We start from the raw sequence: 23,243 nt of genomic DNA, 5'->3' as shown, positions 1-23,243 counted from the left end.
CAATCCTCCGGTTCTCCTCCGTGTTTCCTGAGGGCGGTCTGGAGGTCAGCACCCGCGCCGAGCAGCAGCGGCCGATCCTAGGGTCGAAGTGTGTTCCACCGATCGCCCGAAAGGGTCGCGGCCCAACCGGTCGAGGCCGACCGGAAGCGGCAGGGAGAAATCATTCCTTTGGGGGACACCGTTGACATCTTTCGGGTGATCCGCTGAGGCGTTTCGCTTGGAAGACTGACTGGAACGCCCTTCTCAACCCCCGAACCCGGAGGAACCCGTGTCCCTGATCACCCGGATGAGCCTGAAGAACCGCCTCATCGTCGGACTGCTCACCCTCGTGATCGCTGTCTTCGGCATCGTCGCGACGACCTCTCTCAACCAGGAGACGATGCCCTCGGTCGACCTGCCCAGCACCTCGGTGCAGGCGACCGTCCCCGGTGCCTCACCCGAGGTCGTCGAGGAGACCGTGACGAAACCCCTGGAGACCGCGCTCGAGGGGATCGGCGAGCTCGAATCGCTGACCACCTCCACCTCGTCGGGAATGATGACCGCCGAGGTCACCTGGCCCTTCGGCAAGGGCTCCGAGAAGATGACCGACTCGATCCGCTCCGCCGTGGACGGGGCGAAGGCGAACCTGCCCGACGACGCCGAGGTCGAGGTCCTGTCCTATCAGATGGATGACGTTCCGGTGTCGATGTTCGCCGTCTCCGGCGGGGATCCGACCACCCTCGGCGACCGCCTCGAGTCCGACCTCGTGCCCGAACTCCGCGCCCTCGACGGAGTCTCGAACGTCGAGGTCACCGGCCAGGACGAACAGCGGGTCACCATCACCTTCCGTCCCGAGGACGTCGCGGAGAAGAACGTCGTCGAATCCTCCGTCCCCGAAGAGCTCGAGGCCGCCGGTGCGGTCGTCCCGGCCGGTCGCAGCGCCCAGGGAGAGACCTCGATGGCCGTCGAGGTCGGCACCGAGGTCGACGCCGTCGACCAGATCGAGAAGACCCCTCTGCGCACCGCCGACGGCACAGTGCTGCTCGGTGACGTCGCCGACGTCGACCTCGACTCGATCGAGAAGACCTCACTGTCCCGCGCCGACGGCAAGGACTCCGTGACCGTATCGGTGACCAAGGACCAGGACGCCAATGTCGTCGACGTCTCCCACAAGGTCGCAGACACCCTTGACCGGGTGGGCCCGAAGCTCGGAGACGACACTGAATTCTCGACGATCTTCGACCAGGCCCCGGAGATCGAGAAGTCGATCCACGACCTCTCCGTCGAAGGCGGACTCGGCCTGATCTTCGCGATCTTCGTCATCCTCGCCTTCCTCGGCTCCTTCCGCTCGACCATCGTCGCCGCGATCTCGATCCCGATGTCGCTGCTCATCGCGATGATCGGACTCCAGATCGGCGACTACACCCTCAACATCCTCACCTTGGGTGCCCTGACGATCGCCGTCGGTCGCGTCGTCGACGACTCCATCGTCGTCATCGAGAACATCAGGAGGCGCCAGGGCACGAGCGACCTGAGCGTCGAGGACATCGTCGCTAGCGTCAAACAGGTTGCCGGGGCCATCACCGCCTCGACTCTGACCACTGTCGCGGTGTTCCTGCCCATCGCCTTCGTCGACGGCATCGCCGGACAGCTCTTCCGACCCTTCTCCGTCACCGTCTCCCTCGCGCTGCTCGCCTCCCTCGTCGTCGCACTGACGATCGTCCCGGTCTTCAGCTACTGGGTGCTGCGCCGCAGCCCCAAACCGCTCTCACCCAAACGGCAGGCGGCAACCGACCGCAGCTTCGAACTCTGGGCCGCCAAACAGCACCGGCGGTCCGTGGCGCGTGCCGAACGCCGGCAGAAGACGATCGAGAAGAAGAACGCCAAACGCGGCGCCAAGGGCAAGGATCTGCTGCCGGATGCGACTGTCGAACCCGTCGTCTCACCGGCACCGGGTGACGGTGAGGCCTCCGGGCGGGTCGACCGTCTCCAGCAGCGCAGCCTGCCTGCGATTCTCTCCGCCCTGCACCACCCTTGGCGGACCATCGCTTTCTCCGTCGTCATCTTCATCGTCACGATGATGGGCGCGACCTTCCTCAAGACCGACCTGCTCGGTTCCGCCGGAGCCAACTCGCTCTACATCACCCAGACCCTGCCGGCGGGCGCCTCGCTCGAAGCCGGAGATAAGGCCGCGAAGCGCATCGAAGCCGTCCTCGCCGACGACCCGGACGTCGAAACGTACTCGACGACGGTCAACGGACCCGAAGCCGGGGCCGAGAACCAGTTCAACATCACCCTGGCTGAGGATTCCGAGGCCGAGGTCGCGACGAACCGGATCCGGACTCAGCTGGAGGACCTCGGAAAGGACGCCGGTGACATCGACGTTCAGGACGCCGGCGGATCCGTCAGCGAAGATGTCGAGGTCACGCTCTCGGGAACCGATCTCGGCGCGCTGCGCAAAGCCGCCGACGAGGTGACGAAGACGATGGCGGACACGAACGGAGTCCAGACCGCGCGCAATGACCTCGCCGCCGACCAGCCGGTCATCGAAGTCGACGTCGACCGGGAGAAGGCCGCCGACTACGGCTTTAGCCAGGCCGAGGTCGGTCAGGCCGTCGCCGCGGCACTGCATGGCACCGAGGCGGGAACGCTGACACTCGAAGGCAAGGAACGCGACATCTTCCTCGCCCCGACCCACCGGAATGCGACCCCGGACGAGATCCGCGCCCTCGAACTGCCCGTCACCGAGGTGCAGACGCAGAACGCGCAGGAAGACGCCACCGACCGGGTCGAGGAGAAGACCGAAGCCCGCGCCGAGGAGGCCAAACGCAAGGCCGCAGACGAATCGGCAGAGCAGCTCGAGTCTGCCCGCGATGCCCGTGACGATGCCGCTGACCAGCTCGAAGAAGCCCGCAAGGCGCTGCGCGATGCCCAGAACCCGCCACCTGCCCCGAGCCCCGATGAGATGGCGGCCGACCAGGTGGAGCAGGCCCGCGAAGGCGTCGAACAGGCCGAGAAGGGACTGAAAGAGGCCAACGACGCCATCGATGACCTCGTCGACGGTCAGCGTGAACAGGAGCAGAGCCAGGAGGAGGAAGAGAGCCTCGCCGACGAGCAGGCTGCCATCCCCGACATCAAGGGTGAACCGATCACCGTCGATGAGATCGCGACGGTGAAGAAGACCGAGACCCCGGCGACGATCGACCGTGCCGATGGGGATCGGAAGGTCACGGTGTTCGCAACCCCGGCCGACGGACAGTTGGAGACCGTGACCGCCGCGGCCACCGACCTGACCGAGTCCATGGATCTGCCCGACGGCGTCAGCTTCGACGTCGGCGGAGCCAGCCAGGAGCAGGCGGAGTCCTTCGGCCAGCTCGGGGCGGCCATGGCCGTGGCGATCGTGCTCGTGTTCCTCGTGATGATCGCGACGTTCCGCAGCTTCGTCCAGCCGCTCATCCTGCTCGTGTCGATCCCCTTCGCAGCGACAGGAGCCGTGCTGCTCCTGCTGGCGACCGGCACACCGTTGGGCATTCCCTCGCTCATCGGTCTGCTCATGCTCATCGGCATCGTCGTGACCAACGCGATCGTGCTCATCGACCTCATCAACAAGCTGCGTGAGGACGGTTTGGAACTGATGGACGCGATCGTCCACGGCACCCGACTGCGCCTGCGCCCGATCCTCATGACCGCCGCCGCAACGATCTTCGCCCTCGTGCCGATGTCGCTGGGGCTCACCGGTGGGGGAGTCTTCATCTCGCAGCCGCTGGCCATCGTCGTCATCGGCGGGCTCACCTCATCGACGGTCCTCACCCTCATCCTCGTCCCCGCCCTCTACCTCCTCGTCGAACGACGCAAGGAGACCCGGGCAGCCCACCGGGAGGAGAAGCGTGCGAAGAAGCGTGCGGCCGATGCGGACAGGATCGAAGCCGAAACCGCCGAGGTGGCCCAGCGCCCCGAAAAGAAGTGACCCCTCACCTGCTACCTGACGGCGCCCCAGCAACCTGGCGCCAAGTTGCTGGGGACCCGTCAGGTAGTAAGTAGGGAGTGGTTAGGCTTCGGTGAGGCCGGGAAGTGCCGCGGCGGCGAACCGGATGTGCTCCTCGGTCACCCGGGCCGCTTCCTCTGTGTCACCGGCGACGATCGCCTCCATGATCTGGTGGTGCTGAGCCTGCAGCTGGGACATGAGCACCTGCGGATCGTCGACTCTGTTGAATGAGTCGAAGATCGACGTGCGCATCGAGGTGCGGATCGCTCCCGTGAGGTCGGAGAACAGCTGGTTGCCCGCCGCCTGTGCGATGGCGACGTGGAACGCGGTGTCCGCATCGTTGAAGACTTCGAGGCTGACGCCGGGGGTGTCCATCATGGCGAGCTGAGCATTGATGGCGGCCAGAGAGTCCTTGTCGGCACGCGTGGCCGCAAGGATCGAGCTCGAGCGCTCCAATTGGATGCGCGTCTCCGTCACATCGTCGAGGCTGAAGTTCGCCAAGGCGACGTGAAGGCGGAGGAAGCGGGTGAGGGCGGCCGAGGGCATCGCGGCGATGAAGGTGCCGGCGCCGCGGCCCGACCCTCCAGAGGAGCGGACGACGCCGAGGCTCTCGAGCACCCGCAGGGCCTCGCGGACGCTGGCCCGGCTGACGCCGAGCTTCGTCGCCAGATCGCGTTCGGCGGGCAGGGGGTCACCGACGGTGAGCGAGCCGGCCATGATCTGCTCTTCGATGGCGTCGATGACGAGCTCATAGGTGCTCGGCCGGTTCACGGGCTTCCACGGTGTGCCCTTGTCCTCGGTCATGGTCTCCTCCATCGGATCATCATTTCACGTCCTCTTCGCTCATCCGCCCGCTGCCCGGTCGAGCATCCGCCGTCAGCCTGGTCGCACGTCAGCCCGCTGCCTGCACCACCGTTCGGCCGCCTCGTCGAGGATTTCCTGACCGTGTGCTTGACGCAGATCACATTGCGGTCCTATGCTCAGATTAATGGTCTGACCTCATAAAGGCCATACTGAACAATTCGATCATTCGAGTTCGGAGCGCGTTCACAGGGGAACGGACCCACCGTGGGCAAGCCCGGCTGTGTTGGAGAAACCATGTACACACCCGAAATCGCGCCGGTGGCCGACAGCCTTCTGTGGTCGTCGCTCCTGGCGATCCTGCCGCTGCTGACGATCTTCATCACCCTCGGCGCACTGAAATGGAAGGCCCACTGGGCCGGTCTGACCGCGGTCGGCGTCGCCCTCGTCGTGGCCATCGCCGCGTACGGAATGCCCGTCGGCCTCGCCGCGCTGTCGGCGACGCAGGGATTCGCCTTCGGCCTGTTCCCGATCATGTGGATCGTCATCACCGCGATCTGGCTCTACGAACTCACCGTGCGCTCGGGGCACTTCGAAGACCTGCGACTGGTCATCAACGTCATCTCCGATGACCCGCGCATCCAGGCCATCATTATCGCCTTCTGCTTCGGCGGCCTCCTCGAGGCACTCGCAGGGTTCGGCGCCCCGGTGGCGATCACCGGTGTCATGCTCGTGGCCGTGGGCTTCACCGCCATGCGCGCCGCGGTCGTCGTCCTCGTCGCGAACACCGCTCCCGTGGCCTTCGGCGCCATCGCCATCCCGATCCTCACCGCCGGCACACTCACCGGCATCGACTATCAGGACATCGGTGCGATGGTCGGTCACCAGACCCCGTTCCTCGCCGCGGTCGTCCCGCTCTTCCTCGTCATGCTCGTCGACGGTCGTCGCGGACTCCGTCAGATCTGGCCGCTCGCCCTGGTCGTCGGCATCGTCTTCGGTGCCGCACAGTACGTGTCGTCGAACTTCCTCTCCGTCGAACTCACCGACATCATCGCCTCCCTCGTCGGCCTCGCCGCCGTCGTCATCATGCTCCGGTTCTGGAAGCCCAAGGGCGGACAGGACGCACTCGGCCGTATGGCCGACGAGCGTGAGCACGAAGGCGCTGACGCTCCTGACGCCGGCAGCGCATCGGCGGCAGTGGCCACCGATGTGAAGAAGGAGACCGCGCCGCTGACCGGGCCCCGGGTGTTCCTCGCGCTCTTCCCCTACCTGCTCGTCATCGTGATCTTCTCCGTGGCGAAGCTCGTGCCGGCGCTCAACAATTGGCTGGCATCGACCGATGTGAAGATCCCCTGGCCGGGATTGGACGGGAACATCCTCAATGCCGCCGGCGAGGTGTCGGAGAGCACGATCTACAACTTCCAGTGGCTGTCCTCGCCGGGCACGCTGCTGCTCATCTCCGGCATCATCGTCGCCATCGTCTACAAGATGACGGCCAAGGAGGCCCTCGATGTCCTCATCGTCAATGTCGTGAAGATGCGGTTCTCGATCCTCACGGTCGGTTCGGTGCTCGCCTTGGCCTATGTCATGAACCTGTCGGGGCAGACGATCACCATCGGCACGTGGATCGCCGGCACCGGCGCCTTCTTCGCCTTCCTCTCACCGATCCTCGGCTGGTTGGGCACCGCAGTCACCGGTTCGGACACCTCGGCCAACGCGCTGTTCGCCACGTTGCAGCAGACTGCGGCGCATGAGGCCGGGCTTGACCCGCTGCTCCTCGTGGCCGCGAACAGCTCCGGCGGCGTCCTGGGCAAGATGGTCAGCCCGCAGAACCTCACGATCGCTGCCACCGCTGTCGGTCTGCTGGGCAGGGAAGCGTCGATCTTCCGCCGGGTCATCGGCTGGTCGCTGGGGCTGCTGGTCGTCATGTGTCTGCTCGTCGGTCTCCAGTCCACCGTCCTGTCGTGGATGATTCCCTCGTCCTGACACCGGCGGCACCCGACCACCCCCACCCCGACCAGCCCCAACCCACCCGCATCGCATCCCCGGCAACACCAGCTCTTCAGCTACAGAAAGGACCGACAGACATGGTCAAGAGACAGATTCCGCAGCCTGCCGAGATCTTCGAACTCATGAAGTTCAAGAAGTTCGAGCTCGACCCGAAGAAGCGCCGTCTGGAGAACGCCCTGACGATCGAGGACCTGCGCGCGATCGCGAAGCGTCGGACCCCGGCCGCGGCCTTCGACTACACCGACGGGGCCGCCGAAGGCGAGATCTCGATGGAGCGGTCGGTGCAGTCGTTCCGCGATATCGAGTTCCACCCCTCGATCCTCAAAGACGTCACACACGTCGACACCTCCACCCAGATCATGGGCGGCAGCTCGGCGATGCCCTTCGGCATCGCCCCGACCGGCTTCACCCGACTCATGCAGACCGAGGGTGAGACCGCCGGTGCCGGTGCCGCCGGCGCCGCAGGCATCCCGTTCACTCTCTCGACCTTGGGCACGACCTCGATCGAGGACGTGAAGACGGCCAATCCGCACGGACGCAACTGGTTCCAGCTCTACGTGATGAAGCAGCGCGACATCTCCTACGGTCTCGTCGAGCGGGCGAAGAATGCCGGCTTCGACACGCTGTTCTTCACCGTCGATGCTCCCGTGGCCGGGGCTCGTCTGCGCGATACGCGCAACGGGTTCTCCATTCCGCCGCAGCTGACTCCGCAGACGATTCTCAACGCGATCCCGCGTCCCTGGTGGTGGTGGGACTTCCTGACCACCCCGAAGCTCGAGTTCGCCTCCCTGTCGGAGACCGGCGGCACCGTCGGAGAGCTCCTCGATTCCGCGATGGACCCGTCGATCGACTTCGACGATCTCGCCGAGATCCGCGCCATGTGGCCCGGGAAGTTCTCCGTCAAGGGCGTGCAGACGCTCGAGGACGCGAAGAAGCTCGCCGACCTCGGTGTCGACTCGATCGTCCTGTCCAATCACGGCGGACGTCAGCTCGACCGGGCACCCGTGCCCTTCGAACTCCTCCCCGAGGTGGCTCGTGAGGTCGGCAAGGACGTGGAGATCATCATCGACACCGGCATCCGCAACGGCGCCGACATCGTCGCCTCGCTCGCCCTCGGCGCCGACTTCACCCTCATCGGCCGTGCCTACCTCTTCGGGCTCATGGCCGGCGGTCGAGCAGGTGTGGATCGGACGATCGAGATCCTCGGTGAGCAGGTCGAGCGCACCATGCGCCTGCTCCAGGTGGCCGACGTCTCCGAGCTCAACCCGGGACATGTCACCCAGTTGCGTCAATTCAACCGAGACGAGCGTGCGGAGATCATCAGCTCCCGTCCGGCCAAGGGCTGATTCGCCGAGGCGGCCCCGCCGGGGGCGCCCAGATCACCGAGGCGGCCCCGCCGGGGTCGCCCGGATGGCTCCATAGGCAGAGAACGGACGGCCGGCAGCGAGAAGTATCGTCGTTGCCGGCCGTTCGTTCCGGGCTCAGGTGATCACTTGCCGAATTCGTCCTCGATGCGGTCGAGGACGTTCGTGGCGGAGTAGTAATCGAGGCGGAATGAGTCGAGGCCCATCGGGTAGACGGCATCGTTCTTCACCGCCGGTGTGCTCTCGACCAGCGAGTCTTTCGCGTACGACGCGGCGGTCTTCTCGTTGGCGTTGAACAGGAACACGGATTCGCCGGTGACGGCCTTCGACAGGTTCTCACCGGTGACTTCGACGATATCGGCACGTTTGCCCATTTCTCCTTGGCCGGCTGTGCCTTCGGGGACCTCGGCGAGTTCGAAGCCGACTTCTTGGAGGAGCTTGCCCTGAGCGGATTCCGGTGTCCAGATGTTCGCGCTGGCCCCGGATCCTCCGCCCTTGGCCTTCTCGTTGAAGATCATGCCGGTGACCGGCTGCTTCGGGGCGTCGATGGCGGACTTGACCTCCTCGGCGCGGGAACCGAATTCGTCGTTGACCTTCTTCGCCTCATCCTCGTGGCCGGTGATCTCACCGAGCTTGGTGGTGACCTCCTGCCAGTCCTTGTCGCCGTAGTCGATGACGACGGTCGGGGCGATGTCGCTGAGCTGATCGTAGATGGCGTTCGCCGAGTCCTGGCCGGTCTTCGAGACCACGATGAGGTCGGGTTCTTCGGCGAGCACGGCCTCGACATCGGGGTCGCCCTGGTAGAGGGCCTTGACGTCCTTCTCCTTCGCGACGTCGCTCCACTGCGTGAAGAAGCCTTGGTCGTCGGCAACGGGGGAATTTGGCATGGTGGCACCGGAGGCGGTGACCGGTGCGTCGACGGCGAGGAGGCTGCCGGTGAGAGTCACCGAGGTGGAGACGACCGATTCGGGCGCCTCGTCGATGGTCACTTCGTGGCCGGCGTCGTCCGTGATCGTCAGCGGCCATTGACCGTCGGCAGCGGCGTCGCCATTGCCGGGTTCGGAGGAGCCGGACCCTCCGCAGGCGCTGAGGCTGAGAGCGGTGGCGACGGCGACGGCGGCAAGGGCGCTTCTGCTGTCGAGTGTGATGCGGGACATAGGGGCCTTTCGAGAATGTTCGCTTGTGAAGATGAGCCTAACCTAAGTAGTCCGAGGAAACTGCATTCGTGGTGAGATTTTGCGGACGGTGCGGTGTGTCGAGCGGGAGTGAACACTTAGGGTAGGCTCATCTTCGTGAAATCGACTCTGAAGAATCGGGCGGTCGCTGTGGCCGCCTCAGCTCTGACCATTGCCCTGCTCGCTGTCGGCTGTGCCGCTGATGAGGACAAAGGGTCCGGGGGCGAGACCGGGAACAAGGACGTCGCCACCGGCGGCGAGGCCTTCGGCACTGCTGATGAGGAGACTGCGAAGCTCGGCAGCGATGCCGAGGCCGGGGTCTTCCCGCGGACGGTCAAGCATGCCAATGGCACGACGGAGATCGAGAAGAAGCCTGAGCGCGTCGTCGTCCTCGATACGGGAGAGCTCGACGATGTCCTGTCGCTGGGCATCACACCCGTCGGCATGGTGACGACCGAAGGTGCCAGCCCGGTGCCGAGCTACCTCGAAGACCAGGTCAAGGGAGTCGAGACGGTCGGCACGATTCAGGAGCTTGATCTCGAGAAGATCGCCTCACTCGAACCCGACCTCATCCTCGGCAGTCAGCTGCGCGCCGACAAACTCTATGACGAACTCGACTCCATTGCTCCGACGGTGTTCTCGATCCGGCCCGGGTTCCCGTGGAAGGAGAACTTCCGCCTCGTCGGTGAGGCGATGGGCATGGAGAAGGAGACCGATGCGGCACTGACAGACTATGCCGAGGAGGCGAAGAGCCTCAACGAGTCCGTCGACGGCGACCCCACGATCTCACTCGTGCGCTTCATGCCCGAGCGTCTGCGGCTGTACGCGAATCAGTCGCTCATCGGCGTCATCCTCCACGATGCCGGGTTCAAGCGCCCGACGAACCAGGACGTCGACGAGCTCGCCGTCGAGATCTCTCCGGAGAACCTCGATCAGGCCGGAGGCGACTTCATCTTCTTTACCAGCTACGGCGATCCGGAGGCGACGGGGGAGAAGAAGGCCCTCGCGTCGAGCCAATGGAAGGGTCTCGAAGCGGTCAAGGACGGCAAGGCCATCCGCGTCAATGACGATGTCTGGTTCCTCGGCCTCGGCCCGACCGGGGCCGGTCAGATCCTCGATGATCTGGAGGACCACCTCGGCGAGTGAATCTCCGAGAGATTTCGCAGTGACGGCGAAGAAATCGCCTCTATGCTGACTCTCATCATCTGACTCGGAGAGGTCACCATGGGATCAGCAGCCCCTGCGAGAGGCGACGACGGGTGCGTCGGGGAACTCGACCGGAATTTCAAAAGGCGCGAAAGCGGCCCATCGGGCAGTGCTGCGGTCACTCCTCTCGTTGTCATCGCCGGGGTGCCCGGGGCGGGCAAGACCGAAGCGCTCAGAGCATTGCGGGGCCGATCGCCTCGGGTGCGGTCGGCGGACCCGGAGAACATTCGACCTCGGCTGCGTCAGTGGATGCCGTGGTTGCCGTACGCGCTCGTTCGACCGATTCTTCACACGATTGCCCACCTCCGCATGCTTGGGCTCATGCTCAACAAGGGTGGCGGACCGCTGGTCGTCCATGATCCGGGCACTCGCCGATGGAGTCGCCGGCTCATTGTGAGCCTTGCAGGAATTCTCGGATATCGACCGATGATTGTCTTCATCGATACGGATCGAGATTCCGCGCTTCGCGGTCAGGCGCAGCGGAAGAGGCTTGTCAGGCGACGCGCCTTCGACCGACATTGGAGGCGCTGGGTCAATCTGCGCGAACGCATCTTTCGTGGTGACAGCCTCGGTGACGGTGAGTCCTGGGTTCGTGTCGTGCTGTCGCATCGGGACGCTGTTGTCGATGATGTTCTCGGCCTGCTCGACACCGCAGCAGCCCTCTGAAAAGAATTTCTCTCCGTCCGGAATAAAGTCGGCCTCACCAAAGTTGAGTCTAGTGTACGCAACTTTGATGAGGTCGACTTGACGGTCGAAACCTCGAAGAGAATACTTGAGTCCAGTTGGCTCAATGTGTGCGGTCGAGTGGTTCTGCTCGTGAACGGAGCCGCCCGATCGCACACATTCGAGTCGAAGGAACTCACGAACAAAGGAGAGAACGCTATGGCACGTGCAGTTGGAATCGACCTCGGAACCACGAACTCCGTCGTCACTGTCCTCGAAGGCGGTGACCCCAAGGTCATCGCGAACGCGGAAGGCGGTCGTACGACCCCGTCCGTCGTCGCAGTCAACAAGAACGGCGACTCCCTCGTCGGCGAGATCGCCAAGCGCCAGGCTGTCACGAACATCAAGAACACCGTCGCCTCGGTCAAGCGCCACATGGGCACCGACTGGTCCACCGAGATCGGCGGCAAGAAGATGACGGCCCCCGAAGTCTCGGCCCGCATCCTCCAGAAGCTCAAGCACGACGCTGAAGAGTACCTGCAGGAGAAGGTCACCGACGCGGTGATCACCGTTCCCGCATACTTCAACGACGCCGAGCGTCAGGCCACGAAGGACGCCGGTGAGATCGCCGGACTCAACGTCTCGCGCATCATCAACGAGCCCACCGCCGCTGCTCTGGCCTACGGCCTCGAGCGCGGCAAGGAAGATGAGCTCATCCTCGTCTTCGACCTCGGCGGCGGCACCTTCGACGTGTCCCTGCTCGAAGTCGGCAAGGACGAAGACGACTTCTCCACCATTCAGGTCCGTGCGACCTCCGGTGACAACCGCCTCGGCGGTGACGACTGGGACCAGCGCATCGTCGACTGGCTCGTCGAGCAGGTCAAGAACAACTACGGTGTGGACCTGACCAAGGACGCCACCGCTCTCCAGCGCCTCAAGGAAGCTTCGGAGCAGGCCAAGAAGGAACTGTCCTCGGCCACCAGCACGAACATCTCGCTGCAGTACCTGTCGATGAGCGAGAACGGACCCATCCACCTGGATGAGAGCCTCACCCGCGCGAAGTTCGAGGACCTGACCAAGGACCTCCTCGAGCGCACCAAGGCTCCGTTCCACGCAGTCATGAAGGACGCAGGCGTGTCCGTCTCGGACATCGACCACGTCGTCCTCGTCGGCGGCTCGACCCGCATGCCCGGCGTATCCGCAGTCGTCACCGAACTCACCGGCGGCAAGGAGCCCAACAAGGGCGTCAACCCCGATGAGGTCGTCGCGATCGGTGCCGCCGTGCAGGCCGGTGTCCTCGTGGGTGAGCGCAAGGACGTCCTGCTCATCGACGTCACCCCGCTCTCGCTCGGACTCGAGACCAAGGGCGGCGTGATGACCAAGCTCATCGAGCGCAACACCCCGATCCCGACCAAGCGTTCGGAGACCTTCACCACCGCTGAGGACAACCAGCCCTCCGTGTCGATCCAGGTCTTCCAGGGTGAGCGCGAGTTCACTCGCGACAACAAGAACCTCGGCACCTTCGAGCTGACCGGCATCGCTCCGGCTCCGCGCGGTGTGCCGCAGATCGAGGTCGCCTTCGACATCGACGCCAACGGCATCGTCCACGTGTCGGCCACCGACAAGGGCACCGGCACTGAGCAGTCGATGACGATCACCGGCGGTTCCGCACTGCCGAAGGAAGACATCGACCGCATGGTCCGTGAGGCCGAGGAGCACGCAGAAGAGGACAAGAAGCGCCGTGAGGCCGCCGACGTCCGCAACAATGCGGAGAACCTCGCCTACCAGACCGAGAAGCTGCTGACCGACAACGCGGACAAGCTGCCCGAAGAGGTCAAGACCGAGATGCAGGGCGATGTCGACGCCGTCAAGGAAGCCCTCAAGGGTGAAGACGACGATGCAGTGAAGACCGCCTACGACAAGCTCGTCGAGAACCAGCAGAAGATCGGCGAAGCCATCTACAACCAGCAGGGCGGTGCCGAAGGCGCCGAGGCTGCCGGTGAGGGTGCAGCCGATGCGAGCGCCGATGACGATGTCGTCGACGCCGAGGTTGTCGACGAAGAGGATGAGGAGAAGAAGTAATGACTTCTGAGGGCAACGATCAGTCGTCCGAGGAGCCAGGCTTCACTTTCAGTGACAAGCGCCGGGTCGACCCGAACACCGGCGAGGTCCGTCCCGAGGCCGACGCTCAGTCGGCCTCGGCCGAGGCCGGCGAGGAGCCGACCGTGGATCCGAACCTGGATCCGAACGCCGAGCAAGCGGAAGAATCCGCAGCCGATGCCAGCGACCTCGGTGTCGACATCCCCGCCGATGCTTCGGGCCTCGAAGACACGGAGCCGGCGGCCGAGCCCGAACCGGGTTCGGAGGCCGCAGCGTACCTGGCCGACCTCAAGCGCATCAACGCTGAGTACGCGGCCTACCGGATGCGTGCCGATCGGGAACGTGAGCGTGCGGCCCTCGGCGGCACGATCAAGGTCGTCGAGGCGCTCATCCCCGTGCTCGACGAGGTCAAGCTCGCGCAGGAGAACGGCGATGTCAGCGGGCCTTTCGAGACCCACGTGAACAAGCTCGTCGACTCGCTGAACAAGCTCGGCGTCGAACAGTACGGAGAAGTCGGCGATGAGTTCGACCCGAACGTCCACGAGGCGCTCATGCAGCAGCCTTCGGACGAGGTCGAGACCCCGACGCTCTTCCTGGTCATGCAGCCGGGATACCGGATCGGGGAGCGCATCATCCGCGCCGCCCGCGTCGGTGTCCAGCAGCCGGAGGACTGAAAGACCATGATCGCCGAGGCGGCTCCCGGTCCCGTACGTCAGTGAACTGACGTACGGGGGTGCGGGGCCACCTCGGCGGCGGTCCGGATCTTCGGGGCACTGACCCCGGGGATGCGGATTGTGAGGAGACAAGTGAATACAGTGCTGACAAGATTGTTTGGAAGGGAAGGAGGTGCCAGGTGAATACCGGACCTCAGAATGATTGGTTCGACAAGGACTTCTACAAGACCCTCGGCGTCTCCAAGGATGCTTCTGACGCCGAGATCAAGAAGGCCTATCGCAAGCTCGCGCGCAAGTATCACCCGGATGCCAACCCCGGTGATGAGAAGGCCGAGGAGAAGTTCAAAGAGATCGGGCAGGCGCATCAGGTGCTGTCCGACAAGGAATCGCGTGCCCAGTACGACCAGGTCCGCGCCATGGGCGGCGGTGCCCGGTTCAGTGCCGGCGCCGGCGGACCCGGCGGTGCTGGCGGCGGTGGATTCGACGACGTGTTCTCCGACCTCTTCGGAGGCGGCGGACGCACCCGGACCCGCACGACCTACGGCGGCGGGGGCGACGTGCCTCCGGACCTGGCGGATCTGCTCGGCGGATTCGGCGGCGGAGGCTTCGGCGGTGGCGGATACGGCGGCTACCAGCCTCCGGTCAAGGGTGGAGACATCAAGTCGACCACGACGCTGTCGTTCACCGAAGCGATCGATGGCGCCTCGGTGAAGCTGAACATGCCCAGCGGAAAACCGCTGACGGTGCGCACCCCGATCGGAGTCAAGGACGGGCAGAAGATCCGTCTGGCCGGCAAGGGCAAACCGAGCCCGAACGGCGGTGACGCCGGCGACGTGATCCTGACGGTGAACGTGAAACCGCACCCCGTGTTCACCCGCGACGGTGACAACCTGCGCATGGAACTGCCTGTCAGCTTCGACGAGGCGGCCCTCGGCGCAGAGATCAAGGTGCCGACCCTGGGCGGAATGCCGGTCAAGGTCAAGGTCGCCGCAGGGACGCCTTCGGGCCGGACGTTGCGAGTGCGCGGCAAGGGTGTGAAGACGAAGAAGGGCACCGGTGATCTGCTGGCGACAGTCGAGATCGTGGCGCCGAAGAATCTGTCCGACGAGGCGAAGGCGGCGGTCGAGTCGTTCAAGGCTGCGACAGAGGGTGAGGATCCTCGAGCCGGTCTGCTGGATCGGGCGAAGGCCAGTTGAGGTGGTGAAGCACAATGCACATTTCGTCGAGTGCGGCGGTGTATGTCATCTCGGTGGCCGCGGAACTGGCGGGGATGCACCCGCAGACGCTGCGGCAATATGACCGTCTGGGTCTCGTCACTCCCGAACGCACTGCGGGTCGGGGGCGACGCTACTCCGGGAGAGACATCGCCAAGCTGCGACTGATCCAACAGCTGTCCCAGGACGAGGGAGTCAACCTCGTCGGGATCAAGAAAATCATTGATCTGCAGAATCAGGTCGATGCGCTCAAACACCGCAATGAGGAGCTCGAGGCCGAGGTCCGATCGCGGATGACTGCGCAGGAACGCGAAGCTCGCGTCTTCGCCGCCGGCACTGTGGGTGGCGACGTCGTCTCGATCTCGCGCGGGCGGCGTCCGCAGGGGCGGCCCGAACCAGGGGCCCTGGTGCTGTACAACAGGTACCGACGCGGCTGAGCCGGTGGCAACCGACCAGATAGAGCAGACACAACGCCAAGATGGAGCGCGAACCCTTTCGGGTTCGCGCTCCGTCCGTCTGTTCTGAAGTTCGACGATTGCTTCTCAACGTGGTCCAGAGAATCGCAGATGTTGTGCGACACTGATTTCTGTGAACGAGAATGAGAAGGTCAGACAAGTCGCCGACAGCGCTGATGCTGCGGCACAAGAGGCCGCCGACAGCCGTTGGTTCGAGCGCGTAGCCCGCGCGGGCTTCATCGCCAATGGATTGGTCCACAGCATCCTCGGCGCGACGGCTGTGGCCATCGGACTCGGTCAAGGCGGTGGCGAAGCTGATCAGGCCGGTGCCATCGGACAGATCGCTGCGCAGCCGTTCGGCATGGTGCTCATCATCATCTGCTCCCTCGGCTGTGCGCTGATGGCCCTGTGGTGCCTGGTCAACGCCTTCTTCGGCTCGGCGTCGCTGCGTGGTGCAGGGACTCGGGACCCGCAGCATAAGCAGGGGCGGAGGCAGTGGATCGATTTCTTCAAAATGGTCGGTTCAGCCATCGCCTACGTGGTGGTTGCGGCGACCTTCTCCCAATTCGTCTTCGGTGGGGGAGCGGACTCGGGCAAGTCGAGTGCCCAGGCATCAACGACTGTGGCGAAGGCGCCTGGCGGGCTGTTCATTCTCATGGCCGTCGGTGCTGTGATTGCGATCATCGGCATCGCATTCTGTGTCAACGGTCTGCGCCGGAAGTGGAAAGATGAGCTGCGTCGGCCGCGAGGTGCTCTCACCCGCTTCCTCGTCGGATTCACCGGGGTCGTGGGATACCTGGGCAAGGGAGTGACCCTGCTGGCGGTAGGCATCCTCGTCGTGGTCTCGGCGGCTACCGGGGACCCTGAGGAATTCACCGGCATCGATGGGGCCCTGAAGGGGATGCGCGATCAGCCGTTCGGACCGTATCTGCTCCTGGCTGTGGGCATCGGCCTCGTGCTCTACGGGATCTTCCTCGCACTGCGTTCCCGCTACGACAGAATGGACTGATTCGGGTTACTCGGCGATCGGGGGGCGCACGGCCCGGATGGGCCGACAATAGGCGCACGGCGGGGCGATCACGGCATACCGGTGGAGACGAGAAGAGCGCGGACCCGATCGGGTCCGCGCTCTTCTCAGTTCGCGCCGAGCTCAGCAGAGCCCAGAGGATCGCTCTCAGATCTCTGCGGGATCCTGGGCGACCTTCTTGCGACGCATCGTCATTGCGACTGCGACTCCGCCGATGAGCAGGAGCCCGGCGCCGCCGACGAGGCCGGTCAGCTCGGTACCGGTGCGGGGCAGGTCGCCGCCGCCGTTGCCGTTGTCGCCATCGTCGTTTCCGCCGTTGCCGTCGTCGTTTCCGTCCTCGTCACCGTCGCCGCCACCGGCGTTCGGGTCCTTCTCAACCGCGAACTCGCCGGTCAGCTCGTCATCTCCGCAGGTGACGGTGACATCGTAGTCGCCGATGTAGGCCGAGGCGTTGGAGGCGCTGGTGCCGTAGACGTTGACGTTGGCCTTGCCCTCGTCGTCAGCCTTGACAGTCTTGTCGAAGGCGGTGACGTTCGACTCGCCCTTGGGGTTGACGAGGAAGCGGACGTCCTCGCCCGGCTCGCAGTTTTCGACGGCGAGAGTGACGCCCTTGTCTTCCTTGACGAAGTCGGCCGGTGTGATGGTCTCGGGGGAGACGCTCAGCTTGGCTTCGGCCGCAGGAGTGGTGGGGTCCTCGGTCTCTTCTTCCTCGGTGAGGGTGAAGGTCTGAGGCTCGGAGTTGGTGTCGGACTCCTGGTCGACGCCCCAGACGGAGTATTCGCCGGCCGGCAGGTCGCCTTCGCCCTCGAACTTCAGGGTTGCGGAGACCTTTCCTTCGTCGTCGGCGGTGACTTCTTCGGTGGCGAAGGCTGACTGGGCGCCTCCGCCGACGACGGTGACCTTGCCGCCGGGGGTGAAGCCTTCGCCGGTGACCTCGATGCCGTTCTTGTTGAAGTCGCTCTGCGAGATCTTGTCGGTGTTGAGCGAGACCTTCGGATCGACGGCAGGGGTCGAGGGCTCGTCGGTGTCGTCGACGACGGTGAAGCTCAGTCCGTCGTAAGTTTCCTCTTCGCCATCGCGAGTGATCGTGACGGAGAAGTCGACCTTACCGTTCTGGATGTCTTCGGCCGGCTGAGTGGAGTAGATGTTGTATTCGAAGGTATCGCCCTCAGCAACTCCGGCTTCGCCGGTGAGCGAATCCGAAATCTTGTCTCCGGCTTCAAGGCCGGTGACCGTGACTACGACTCCCTTTTCCTTATTGGCGAGGTCCCCGGCGGTGATCTCCTTGGGAGAGGTCGTCACCTTCGCTTCGATGGCCTGCGCCTCGGTCTCAGGTGATTCCGTCGAGGTGCTCTCCTGGGAGTCGCCGGAGTTCTTGACGACAGAGTGCGCGTAGCTGACCGAGGCGGGGGCCTCGGGGGCAGCGATAACTGGGGATGCGGCCAGGCCGGTGATGGCGATGGCCACCGCGGGTGCGAGGGCGAGCTTCTTCATGTATTTCCTTCGAAAATTACAGCTGGGTGTGAAGTATTACGAATGTAACGGTAATGCAACATTCACCACACACATAGTTGTGGTCATTTTGTTCACTACTGAAGTCGGCGAGCCGTCAGAGTTCATTCGCCATTCACCGTGAACGATTCTTTCGACGCGAACATCAGGACAGAAGGAAGGGCGGCTCAGCGTCTGCTGAGCCGCCCTTCCCTTGCCGACCTAGGCTATCGCCCTGTCTCGATCAGAAGCTCGTCGGAGTCTGGCCGAACTTGTTCTTGCGGCCGGTCAGAGCGATAGCTGCTCCACCGACGAGGAGGAGCATCGCTCCTGTTGTCAGCCCGCCGAGATCGGCACCGGTGCGAGGCAGCTGGCTGCCGTCGTCGCCGCTTCCGTTTCCGGCGTTGCCGTTGTCGCCGCCGTCAGAGCCGCCGCCGTTGGCACCTTCGGTGACCGTGAAGGAGTCCTTCATGGTGTCGTCGCCGCAGGTGGCTGTCGCGGTGTAGGCACCGACGTAGGCCGAGGCGTCCGAGGAGGTGCCGAAGACGTTGACCGAAGCGCGGCCTTCGTCATCGGCCTTGACGGTGTTCTCGTAGGCCGTGACGTTGATGCCCTTCGGGTTGACCTCGAAGTGGACGTCCTGACCGGGTTCGCAGTTCTCGACGGCGAGGGTGACGCCCTTCTTCTCGTTGGCGAAGTCTGCGGCTTCGATCTTCTTCGGCGATACCTTGAGGGTCGCCTCGGCGGGCGCCTCCGGGTTGTCCCCGTCGCCGTCGTCGCCGTCCTCGGCGACGATGTTGATGTTGCCGTTGAGAGTCTCGGACTCGGTTCCTTCGCGGTCGATGGTGACCGTGAACGGAACCTTGCCTTCTTCGAGGCTGTCGGGGTTGCCTTCGTACCAGAGGTGGAGCTTGTAGTCTCCGTCGGCGTCAGCGGTTTCGGTCTTCCCGGTGAGGGAGTCCTTGATCTTGTCGCCCTTCTTCACGCCCGTGACGGTGACGGTCACGCCTTTGTCCTTGTTGGCGAGATCCTCGGCGGTGATCTCCTTGGGATCGACCTTGAGGGATGCGTCGATCGGATCGACGGCGTCATCCTCGGTGAGGGTGAAGGTCTGAGGATCGGAGTTGGTGTCGGACTCCTGGTCGACGCCCCAGACGGAGTAGTCGCCGGCCGGAAGGTCGCCTTCGCCCTCGAACTTCAGGGTTGCGGAGACCTTTCCTTCGTCGTCGGCGGTGACTTCTTCGGTGGCGAAGGCTGACTGGGCGCCTCCGCCGACGACGGTGACCTTGCCGCCGGGGGTGAAGCCTTCGCCGGTGACCTTGATGCCGTTCTTGTTGAAGTCGCTCTGCGAGATCTTGTCGGTGTTGAGCGAGACCTTCGGATCGGCCTCGGTGACCTCGTCGACGACGTTGATGTTGCCGTTGAGGGTCTCCGACTCTCCTTCGCGGTCGATGGTGACCGTGAACGGAACCTTGCCTTCTTCGAGGCTGTCGGGGTTGCCCTCGTACCAGAGGTGGAGTTTGTGGCTGCCGTCGGCTTCTGCGGTCTCGGTCTTCCCGGTGAGGGAGTCCTTGATCTCGTCGCCTTCTTCAATGCCGGTGACAGTGACGTCGACGCCCTTGTCCTTGTTGGCGAGGTCCTCAGCGGTGATCTCCTTGGGATCGACCTTGAGGGATGCGTCGATCGGATCAACGGCGTCGTCGGCGAGGACGTTGATCGAGCTTGTCTTGGTGACCGACTGTGTGTCTGCACGCTGCACCTGGACGGCGAACGACACAGAGTCCTGGCTGAGTTCCTTCGCGGAGCGCAGCTTCAGAGTGGCGGTCGAACCCTGGGCAGTTGCCGACGGGCCGGTCAGTCCGGACTTCGCCGAGACTTTGTCGCCCTTCTCCAGGCCGGTGACCTTGACGGTCACGCCATCTTCGTGGAGCTCCTCGGCGGTGACATCACCTGAGACGACCTGCACCGAAGCATTGATCGGATTGACCTTGTCCTCGGACTTGTCGTCGTCCTTCGCGTCCTTGTCCTCGTCCTTGGGGGCAGGAGCGGGCTTCGGATCGACCTTCTTCGGCGGCTTGGCGTCGCCCTTCTTGTCCGCCTTGTCTTCGGCGGCCTTCTTCTCATCCGCCTTCTTCTTTGCGGCGGCCTTGGCGTCCTTGGCCTTCTTGTCAGCGGCAGCCTTCTTCTCCGCCGCAGCCTTTTCCTCGGCCTTCTTCTCGGCTTCGGCCTTCTTCGCAGCCGCTTCCTTCTCAGCCTTCTTCTTGGCCTCTTCCTTCTTGGCCTTCTCGGCCTCTGCCTGCTTCTGCTCGGCAGACTTCGAGGCGGCCGACTGCGGGGCGGGGGATTCCGCGGCGGCGACCGGGCTGGCGATGAGGCCAGTGAATGCGAGGGCGACTGCCGGCGCGAGGATGATCTTCTTCATTGGAGTGCCTTCAATCTCTGTGACGAGGGGTGTGATACGGCACTCATCCTAGGTTCTGAGGATTCTCTAAACTATTTCTGTACGTTTTGTTCAGGTGTAATTGCTGTAACGCTTCGGTGAATTTCCGTAATCGCGCTGTGACCTACCAATTGGTAATTGAATTATGGTCACGGAAAGCGGCGGCAGAACCTCAGACCGGCCAGGCTTCGGCCCGGATCTGCTTGCGCTGCTCCACCGTGGGAACGCGGACGGTCAGAGCCGAAGGCATGACCTCCATCGCGAGATACGACGACTGCCCGAGCGGATCCCCATCGAGCTGAACGTCGAGCTCCTCGCCCGCCTCGATGACGACCTTCTGGCACTTGCGCGTATTCGTATGCAGTCCGCGCGAGACTCTCCGACCCGCGATCGACGCGAGGACGCCGAGCCACTGGCCGAGGTTCTTCGGGCTGACGATGAGCACATCGAGCATGCCGTCGTCGATGACCGCCTGCGGCAGCAGCTGGATGCCGCCCTGCAGCCGTCCGCAGTTGCCGCCGAGCACCGACCGCACCCGCGCCGAAATCCGATAGTCATCGTCGAAAGTGACCTTGACCTGACTCGGTTTGCCCGCAAGCTTCCGCGACCCGGCCTCGACATACGCCAGCCAGCCGAGGCGGCTCTTCAGCTCATCGCTGGTATCGGCCATGACCGCGGCATCGAAGCCGAGTCCGGTCATCACCGTGAAGATGTGGGTGTCGCCATCCTCGGCGATCTTCGCTGTGCCCACGTCGATCTCCCGGTTGCGTCCCCACAGCGCGATCCGCAGGGCCCATTCGGTCTTGTCGAGGACGAGATCGATGTTGCGGGCGAGCAGGTTCCCCGTGCCCAGCGGCACTATCCCCATCGGGGTCGACGTGCCGGCCAGCGCCGAGGCGACAGCGCGGATGGTCCCGTCCCCGCCGGCGGCGATGACGACGTCGACCCCCTCGTCGAGGGCCCGGACCGTCGCTCCTTCGCCGGAGTCGTCGACCGTGGTCTCGATGACGAGGGGAGGATTCCATCCCTCGAAACGACAGATCGCCTCGGCGGTCGAAGCCAGGCGGCGCACGTCGGTCTTCGTCGGATTGACGATGAGGGCGGCACGATATCTGGCGGAATCGTCGACCTCGCCGTCCGAGAGGTTCGCCGGATGGGCGTACTGCCGCACCCGCGACAGGGCGCGCTGTGCCCCGGTCCGGCGACCCAGGAAGAACACCGCCACGAGCACGACGAGTGCGCCGAGGACGATGAGCCAGGTCATCAGGGGATCGAACTCGATGATCATGTCTCAAATCTACAGTGCCGAACTCGTGTGCAAGCTGAGCACCGAATGTCGAAAACAGGCCCGGGCCGTTAAGCTGAGAGGGTGATCGATCTAGCGCTTCTCAGAGAAAACCCGGCCCTGTTCAAGGCATCACAGGAGGCCCGCGGGGAATCCGTCGAGCTCATCGACGAGGTCCTCGCCGCCGATTCCGCACGCCGCGCGGCCATCACGGCCTTCGAAGACGCTCGTGCCGATCAGAAGTCCTTCTCCTCCCAGATCGCCAAGGCGCCGAAAGAGGACAAGCCTGCGCTCATCGCCGAGGGCAAGGCGAAGTCCGAGGCCGTGAAGTCGCTGTCGGCCGAGTCCGACGAGGCGAGCTTCGCCTTCGACCAGCTCGTGTCCAAGGTCCCGAACCTCATCATCGACGGCATCCCCGCCGGTGGCGAAGAGAACTTCGTGACGCTGAAGACCGTCGGCACTCCCCGCGACTTCGGCCCCGACGGCTTCGAACCGCTCGACCACCTCGAGATCGGTGAGAAGCTCAAGGCCATCGACACCACCCGCGGAACGAAGGTCTCCGGGTCGCGGTTCCACTACCTCACCGGATTCGGCGCGAAGCTCGAGATGGCGCTGCTCAACCTCGCCCGCGACGTCGCCGAGGAGGCCGGATTCAACCCGACCATCACCCCGACGCTGGTGCGCCCCGAGGTCATGCGCGGCACCGGGTTCCTCGGCGAGCACGCCGATGAGGTCTACCGACTCGAAGCCGACGACCTCTTCCTCGTCGGCACCTCCGAAGTCCCGCTGGCCGGGTTCCACATGGACGAGATCATCGACCTGTCCGACGGTCCGCTGCGCTATGCCGGAATCTCGTCCTGCTACCGCCGCGAAGCCGGCTCCTACGGCAAGGACACCCGCGGCATCATCCGCGTCCACCAGTTCCAGAAGGTCGAGATGTTCGCCTACGTCCCCGTCGAGGACGCCGAAGCCGAACACGAGCGGATGCTGTCCCTGCAGGAGAAGATGCTCGGCCTGTGCGAACTGCCCTACCGCGTCATCGACACCGCCGCCGGCGACCTCGGCGATTCGGCCGCCCGCAAGTTCGACTGCGAAGCCTGGGTGCCGACGCAGGGCACCTACCGGGAACTGACGTCGACGTCGAACTGCACGACGTTCCAGGCCCGCCGCCTCCAGATCCGCGAACGCCACGACGGGGCGACCCGTCCGGTCGCCACCCTCAACGGGACCATGGCCAACACACGCTGGTTGGTGCCGATCCTCGAGAACCATCAGCAGGCGGACGGCTCGGTCACGGTGCCCGCGGCACTGCGGCCCTACCTCGGCGGGATGACCGCCCAGGGACCGGAGGGACCGCGCTACTGAGCCTGCGCT

The 23,243-nt window shown here is 64.5% G+C and carries 16 protein-coding genes; 11 read left to right on the top strand and 5 right to left on the bottom strand.

All coding sequences use genetic code 11. The annotated features are described in order from the left end of the window. Positions 1–286 precede the first annotated feature (286 nt). Positions 287–3,946 (top strand): efflux RND transporter permease subunit, encoded by a 3,660-nt coding sequence (locus L1F31_RS16435; protein ID WP_429860974.1) that lies wholly within the window; start codon positions 287–289, stop codon positions 3,944–3,946. 81 nt (positions 3,947–4,027) lie between these two features. On the opposite strand, the gene L1F31_RS16430 is transcribed toward L1F31_RS16435, so the two are convergent. Then, the gene (locus L1F31_RS16430; RefSeq protein WP_265418304.1) at positions 4,028–4,780 is read right to left on the bottom strand and encodes a FadR/GntR family transcriptional regulator; all 753 of its coding nucleotides are present in this window, start codon (positions 4,778–4,780) and stop codon (positions 4,028–4,030) included. 282 nt (positions 4,781–5,062) lie between these two features. Between L1F31_RS16430 and L1F31_RS16425 the strand changes: the two genes are divergently transcribed. Further along, positions 5,063–6,751: an L-lactate permease gene (locus tag L1F31_RS16425; protein WP_265418303.1), complete on the top strand. Its 1,689-nt coding sequence runs from the start codon at positions 5,063–5,065 to the stop codon at positions 6,749–6,751. A 101-nt stretch (positions 6,752–6,852) separates the two neighbouring features. Next, on the top strand, positions 6,853–8,121 hold the full coding sequence (locus L1F31_RS16420; protein WP_265418302.1) for an alpha-hydroxy acid oxidase: 1,269 nt from the start codon (positions 6,853–6,855) through the stop codon (positions 8,119–8,121). A gap of 143 nt (positions 8,122–8,264) precedes the next feature. On the opposite strand, the gene fepB is transcribed toward L1F31_RS16420, so the two are convergent. Next, on the bottom strand, positions 8,265–9,296 hold the full coding sequence (fepB, locus tag L1F31_RS16415; protein ID WP_265418301.1) for a Fe2+-enterobactin ABC transporter substrate-binding protein: 1,032 nt from the start codon (positions 9,294–9,296) through the stop codon (positions 8,265–8,267). 135 nt (positions 9,297–9,431) lie between these two features. Here fepB and L1F31_RS16410 point away from each other — a divergent pair, with 135 nt between their 5' ends. The 7 genes from L1F31_RS16410 (at position 9,432) to L1F31_RS16380 (ending at position 16,635) form a co-directional block, all read left to right on the top strand. Then, positions 9,432–10,460 carry an ABC transporter substrate-binding protein gene (locus L1F31_RS16410; RefSeq protein WP_265418300.1) on the top strand — a complete coding sequence of 343 codons (1,029 nt, stop codon included), beginning with the start codon at positions 9,432–9,434 and terminating at the stop codon, positions 10,458–10,460. A gap of 78 nt (positions 10,461–10,538) precedes the next feature. Further along, a complete protein-coding gene (locus L1F31_RS19060; protein ID WP_429860932.1) occupies positions 10,539–11,186 on the top strand; it encodes an AAA family ATPase in 648 nt (215 codons plus the stop codon). 216 nt (positions 11,187–11,402) lie between these two features. Next, positions 11,403–13,265: a molecular chaperone DnaK gene (gene dnaK, locus L1F31_RS16400; protein WP_265418298.1), complete on the top strand. Its 1,863-nt coding sequence runs from the start codon at positions 11,403–11,405 to the stop codon at positions 13,263–13,265. Beyond that, positions 13,265–13,957: a nucleotide exchange factor GrpE gene (locus L1F31_RS16395; RefSeq protein ID WP_265418297.1), complete on the top strand. Its 693-nt coding sequence runs from the start codon at positions 13,265–13,267 to the stop codon at positions 13,955–13,957. Before dnaK ends, L1F31_RS16395 begins: the two co-directional genes overlap by 1 nt. A 179-nt stretch (positions 13,958–14,136) precedes the next feature. Next, entirely contained in the window at positions 14,137–15,153 is a 1,017-nt protein-coding gene (locus tag L1F31_RS16390) for a DnaJ C-terminal domain-containing protein (RefSeq protein ID WP_265418296.1), read from the top strand. A 14-nt stretch (positions 15,154–15,167) separates the two neighbouring features. After that, positions 15,168–15,608, top strand: a complete 441-nt coding sequence (locus L1F31_RS16385; RefSeq protein ID WP_265418295.1) for a heat shock protein transcriptional repressor HspR — start codon at positions 15,168–15,170, stop codon at positions 15,606–15,608. A gap of 151 nt (positions 15,609–15,759) precedes the next feature. After that, the gene (locus L1F31_RS16380) at positions 15,760–16,635 is read left to right on the top strand and encodes a DUF1206 domain-containing protein (RefSeq protein WP_265418294.1); all 876 of its coding nucleotides are present in this window, start codon (positions 15,760–15,762) and stop codon (positions 16,633–16,635) included. A 165-nt stretch (positions 16,636–16,800) separates the two neighbouring features. Here L1F31_RS16380 and L1F31_RS16375 read toward each other — a convergent pair whose 3' ends face one another. The 3 genes from L1F31_RS16375 to L1F31_RS16365 form a co-directional block, all read right to left on the bottom strand. After that, the gene (locus tag L1F31_RS16375) at positions 16,801–18,147 is read right to left on the bottom strand and encodes an LPXTG cell wall anchor domain-containing protein (RefSeq protein WP_265418293.1); all 1,347 of its coding nucleotides are present in this window, start codon (positions 18,145–18,147) and stop codon (positions 16,801–16,803) included. A gap of 241 nt (positions 18,148–18,388) precedes the next feature. Continuing rightward, positions 18,389–20,566, bottom strand: a complete 2,178-nt coding sequence (locus L1F31_RS16370; RefSeq protein WP_265418292.1) for a hypothetical protein — start codon at positions 20,564–20,566, stop codon at positions 18,389–18,391. A gap of 190 nt (positions 20,567–20,756) precedes the next feature. Then, the gene (locus tag L1F31_RS16365; RefSeq protein ID WP_265418291.1) at positions 20,757–21,872 is read right to left on the bottom strand and encodes a diacylglycerol/lipid kinase family protein; all 1,116 of its coding nucleotides are present in this window, start codon (positions 21,870–21,872) and stop codon (positions 20,757–20,759) included. Positions 21,873–21,953: 81 nt separating this feature from the next. Between L1F31_RS16365 and serS the strand changes: the two genes are divergently transcribed. Then, positions 21,954–23,234, top strand: coding sequence for a serine--tRNA ligase (gene serS / locus L1F31_RS16360; protein ID WP_265418290.1), 1,281 nt, complete (start codon positions 21,954–21,956; stop codon positions 23,232–23,234). Positions 23,235–23,243 lie beyond the last annotated feature (9 nt).

It is taken from the genome of Brevibacterium spongiae (assembly GCF_026168515.1).
Classification (GTDB): Bacteria; Actinomycetota; Actinomycetes; order Actinomycetales; family Brevibacteriaceae; genus Brevibacterium; species Brevibacterium spongiae.
The sequence above is the reverse complement of the archived record's forward strand: the minus strand, read 5'-3'. Positions and strand labels throughout refer to the sequence as shown.

Coding starts and splice junctions, on each gene's coding strand:
- L1F31_RS16435 (WP_429860974.1), top strand. CDS start 287: ATGAGCCTGAAGAACCGCCTCATCGTCGGACTGCTCACCCTCGTGATC.
- L1F31_RS16430 (WP_265418304.1), bottom strand. CDS start 4,780: ATGGAGGAGACCATGACCGAGGACAAGGGCACACCGTGGAAGCCCGTG.
- L1F31_RS16425 (WP_265418303.1), top strand. CDS start 5,063: ATGTACACACCCGAAATCGCGCCGGTGGCCGACAGCCTTCTGTGGTCG.
- L1F31_RS16420 (WP_265418302.1), top strand. CDS start 6,853: ATGGTCAAGAGACAGATTCCGCAGCCTGCCGAGATCTTCGAACTCATG.
- fepB (WP_265418301.1), bottom strand. CDS start 9,296: ATGTCCCGCATCACACTCGACAGCAGAAGCGCCCTTGCCGCCGTCGCC.
- L1F31_RS19060 (WP_429860932.1), top strand. CDS start 10,539: ATGGGATCAGCAGCCCCTGCGAGAGGCGACGACGGGTGCGTCGGGGAA.
- dnaK (WP_265418298.1), top strand. CDS start 11,403: ATGGCACGTGCAGTTGGAATCGACCTCGGAACCACGAACTCCGTCGTC.
- L1F31_RS16395 (WP_265418297.1), top strand. CDS start 13,265: ATGACTTCTGAGGGCAACGATCAGTCGTCCGAGGAGCCAGGCTTCACT.
- L1F31_RS16385 (WP_265418295.1), top strand. CDS start 15,168: ATGCACATTTCGTCGAGTGCGGCGGTGTATGTCATCTCGGTGGCCGCG.
- L1F31_RS16375 (WP_265418293.1), bottom strand. CDS start 18,147: ATGAAGAAGCTCGCCCTCGCACCCGCGGTGGCCATCGCCATCACCGGC.
- L1F31_RS16370 (WP_265418292.1), bottom strand. CDS start 20,566: ATGAAGAAGATCATCCTCGCGCCGGCAGTCGCCCTCGCATTCACTGGC.
- L1F31_RS16365 (WP_265418291.1), bottom strand. CDS start 21,872: ATGATCATCGAGTTCGATCCCCTGATGACCTGGCTCATCGTCCTCGGC.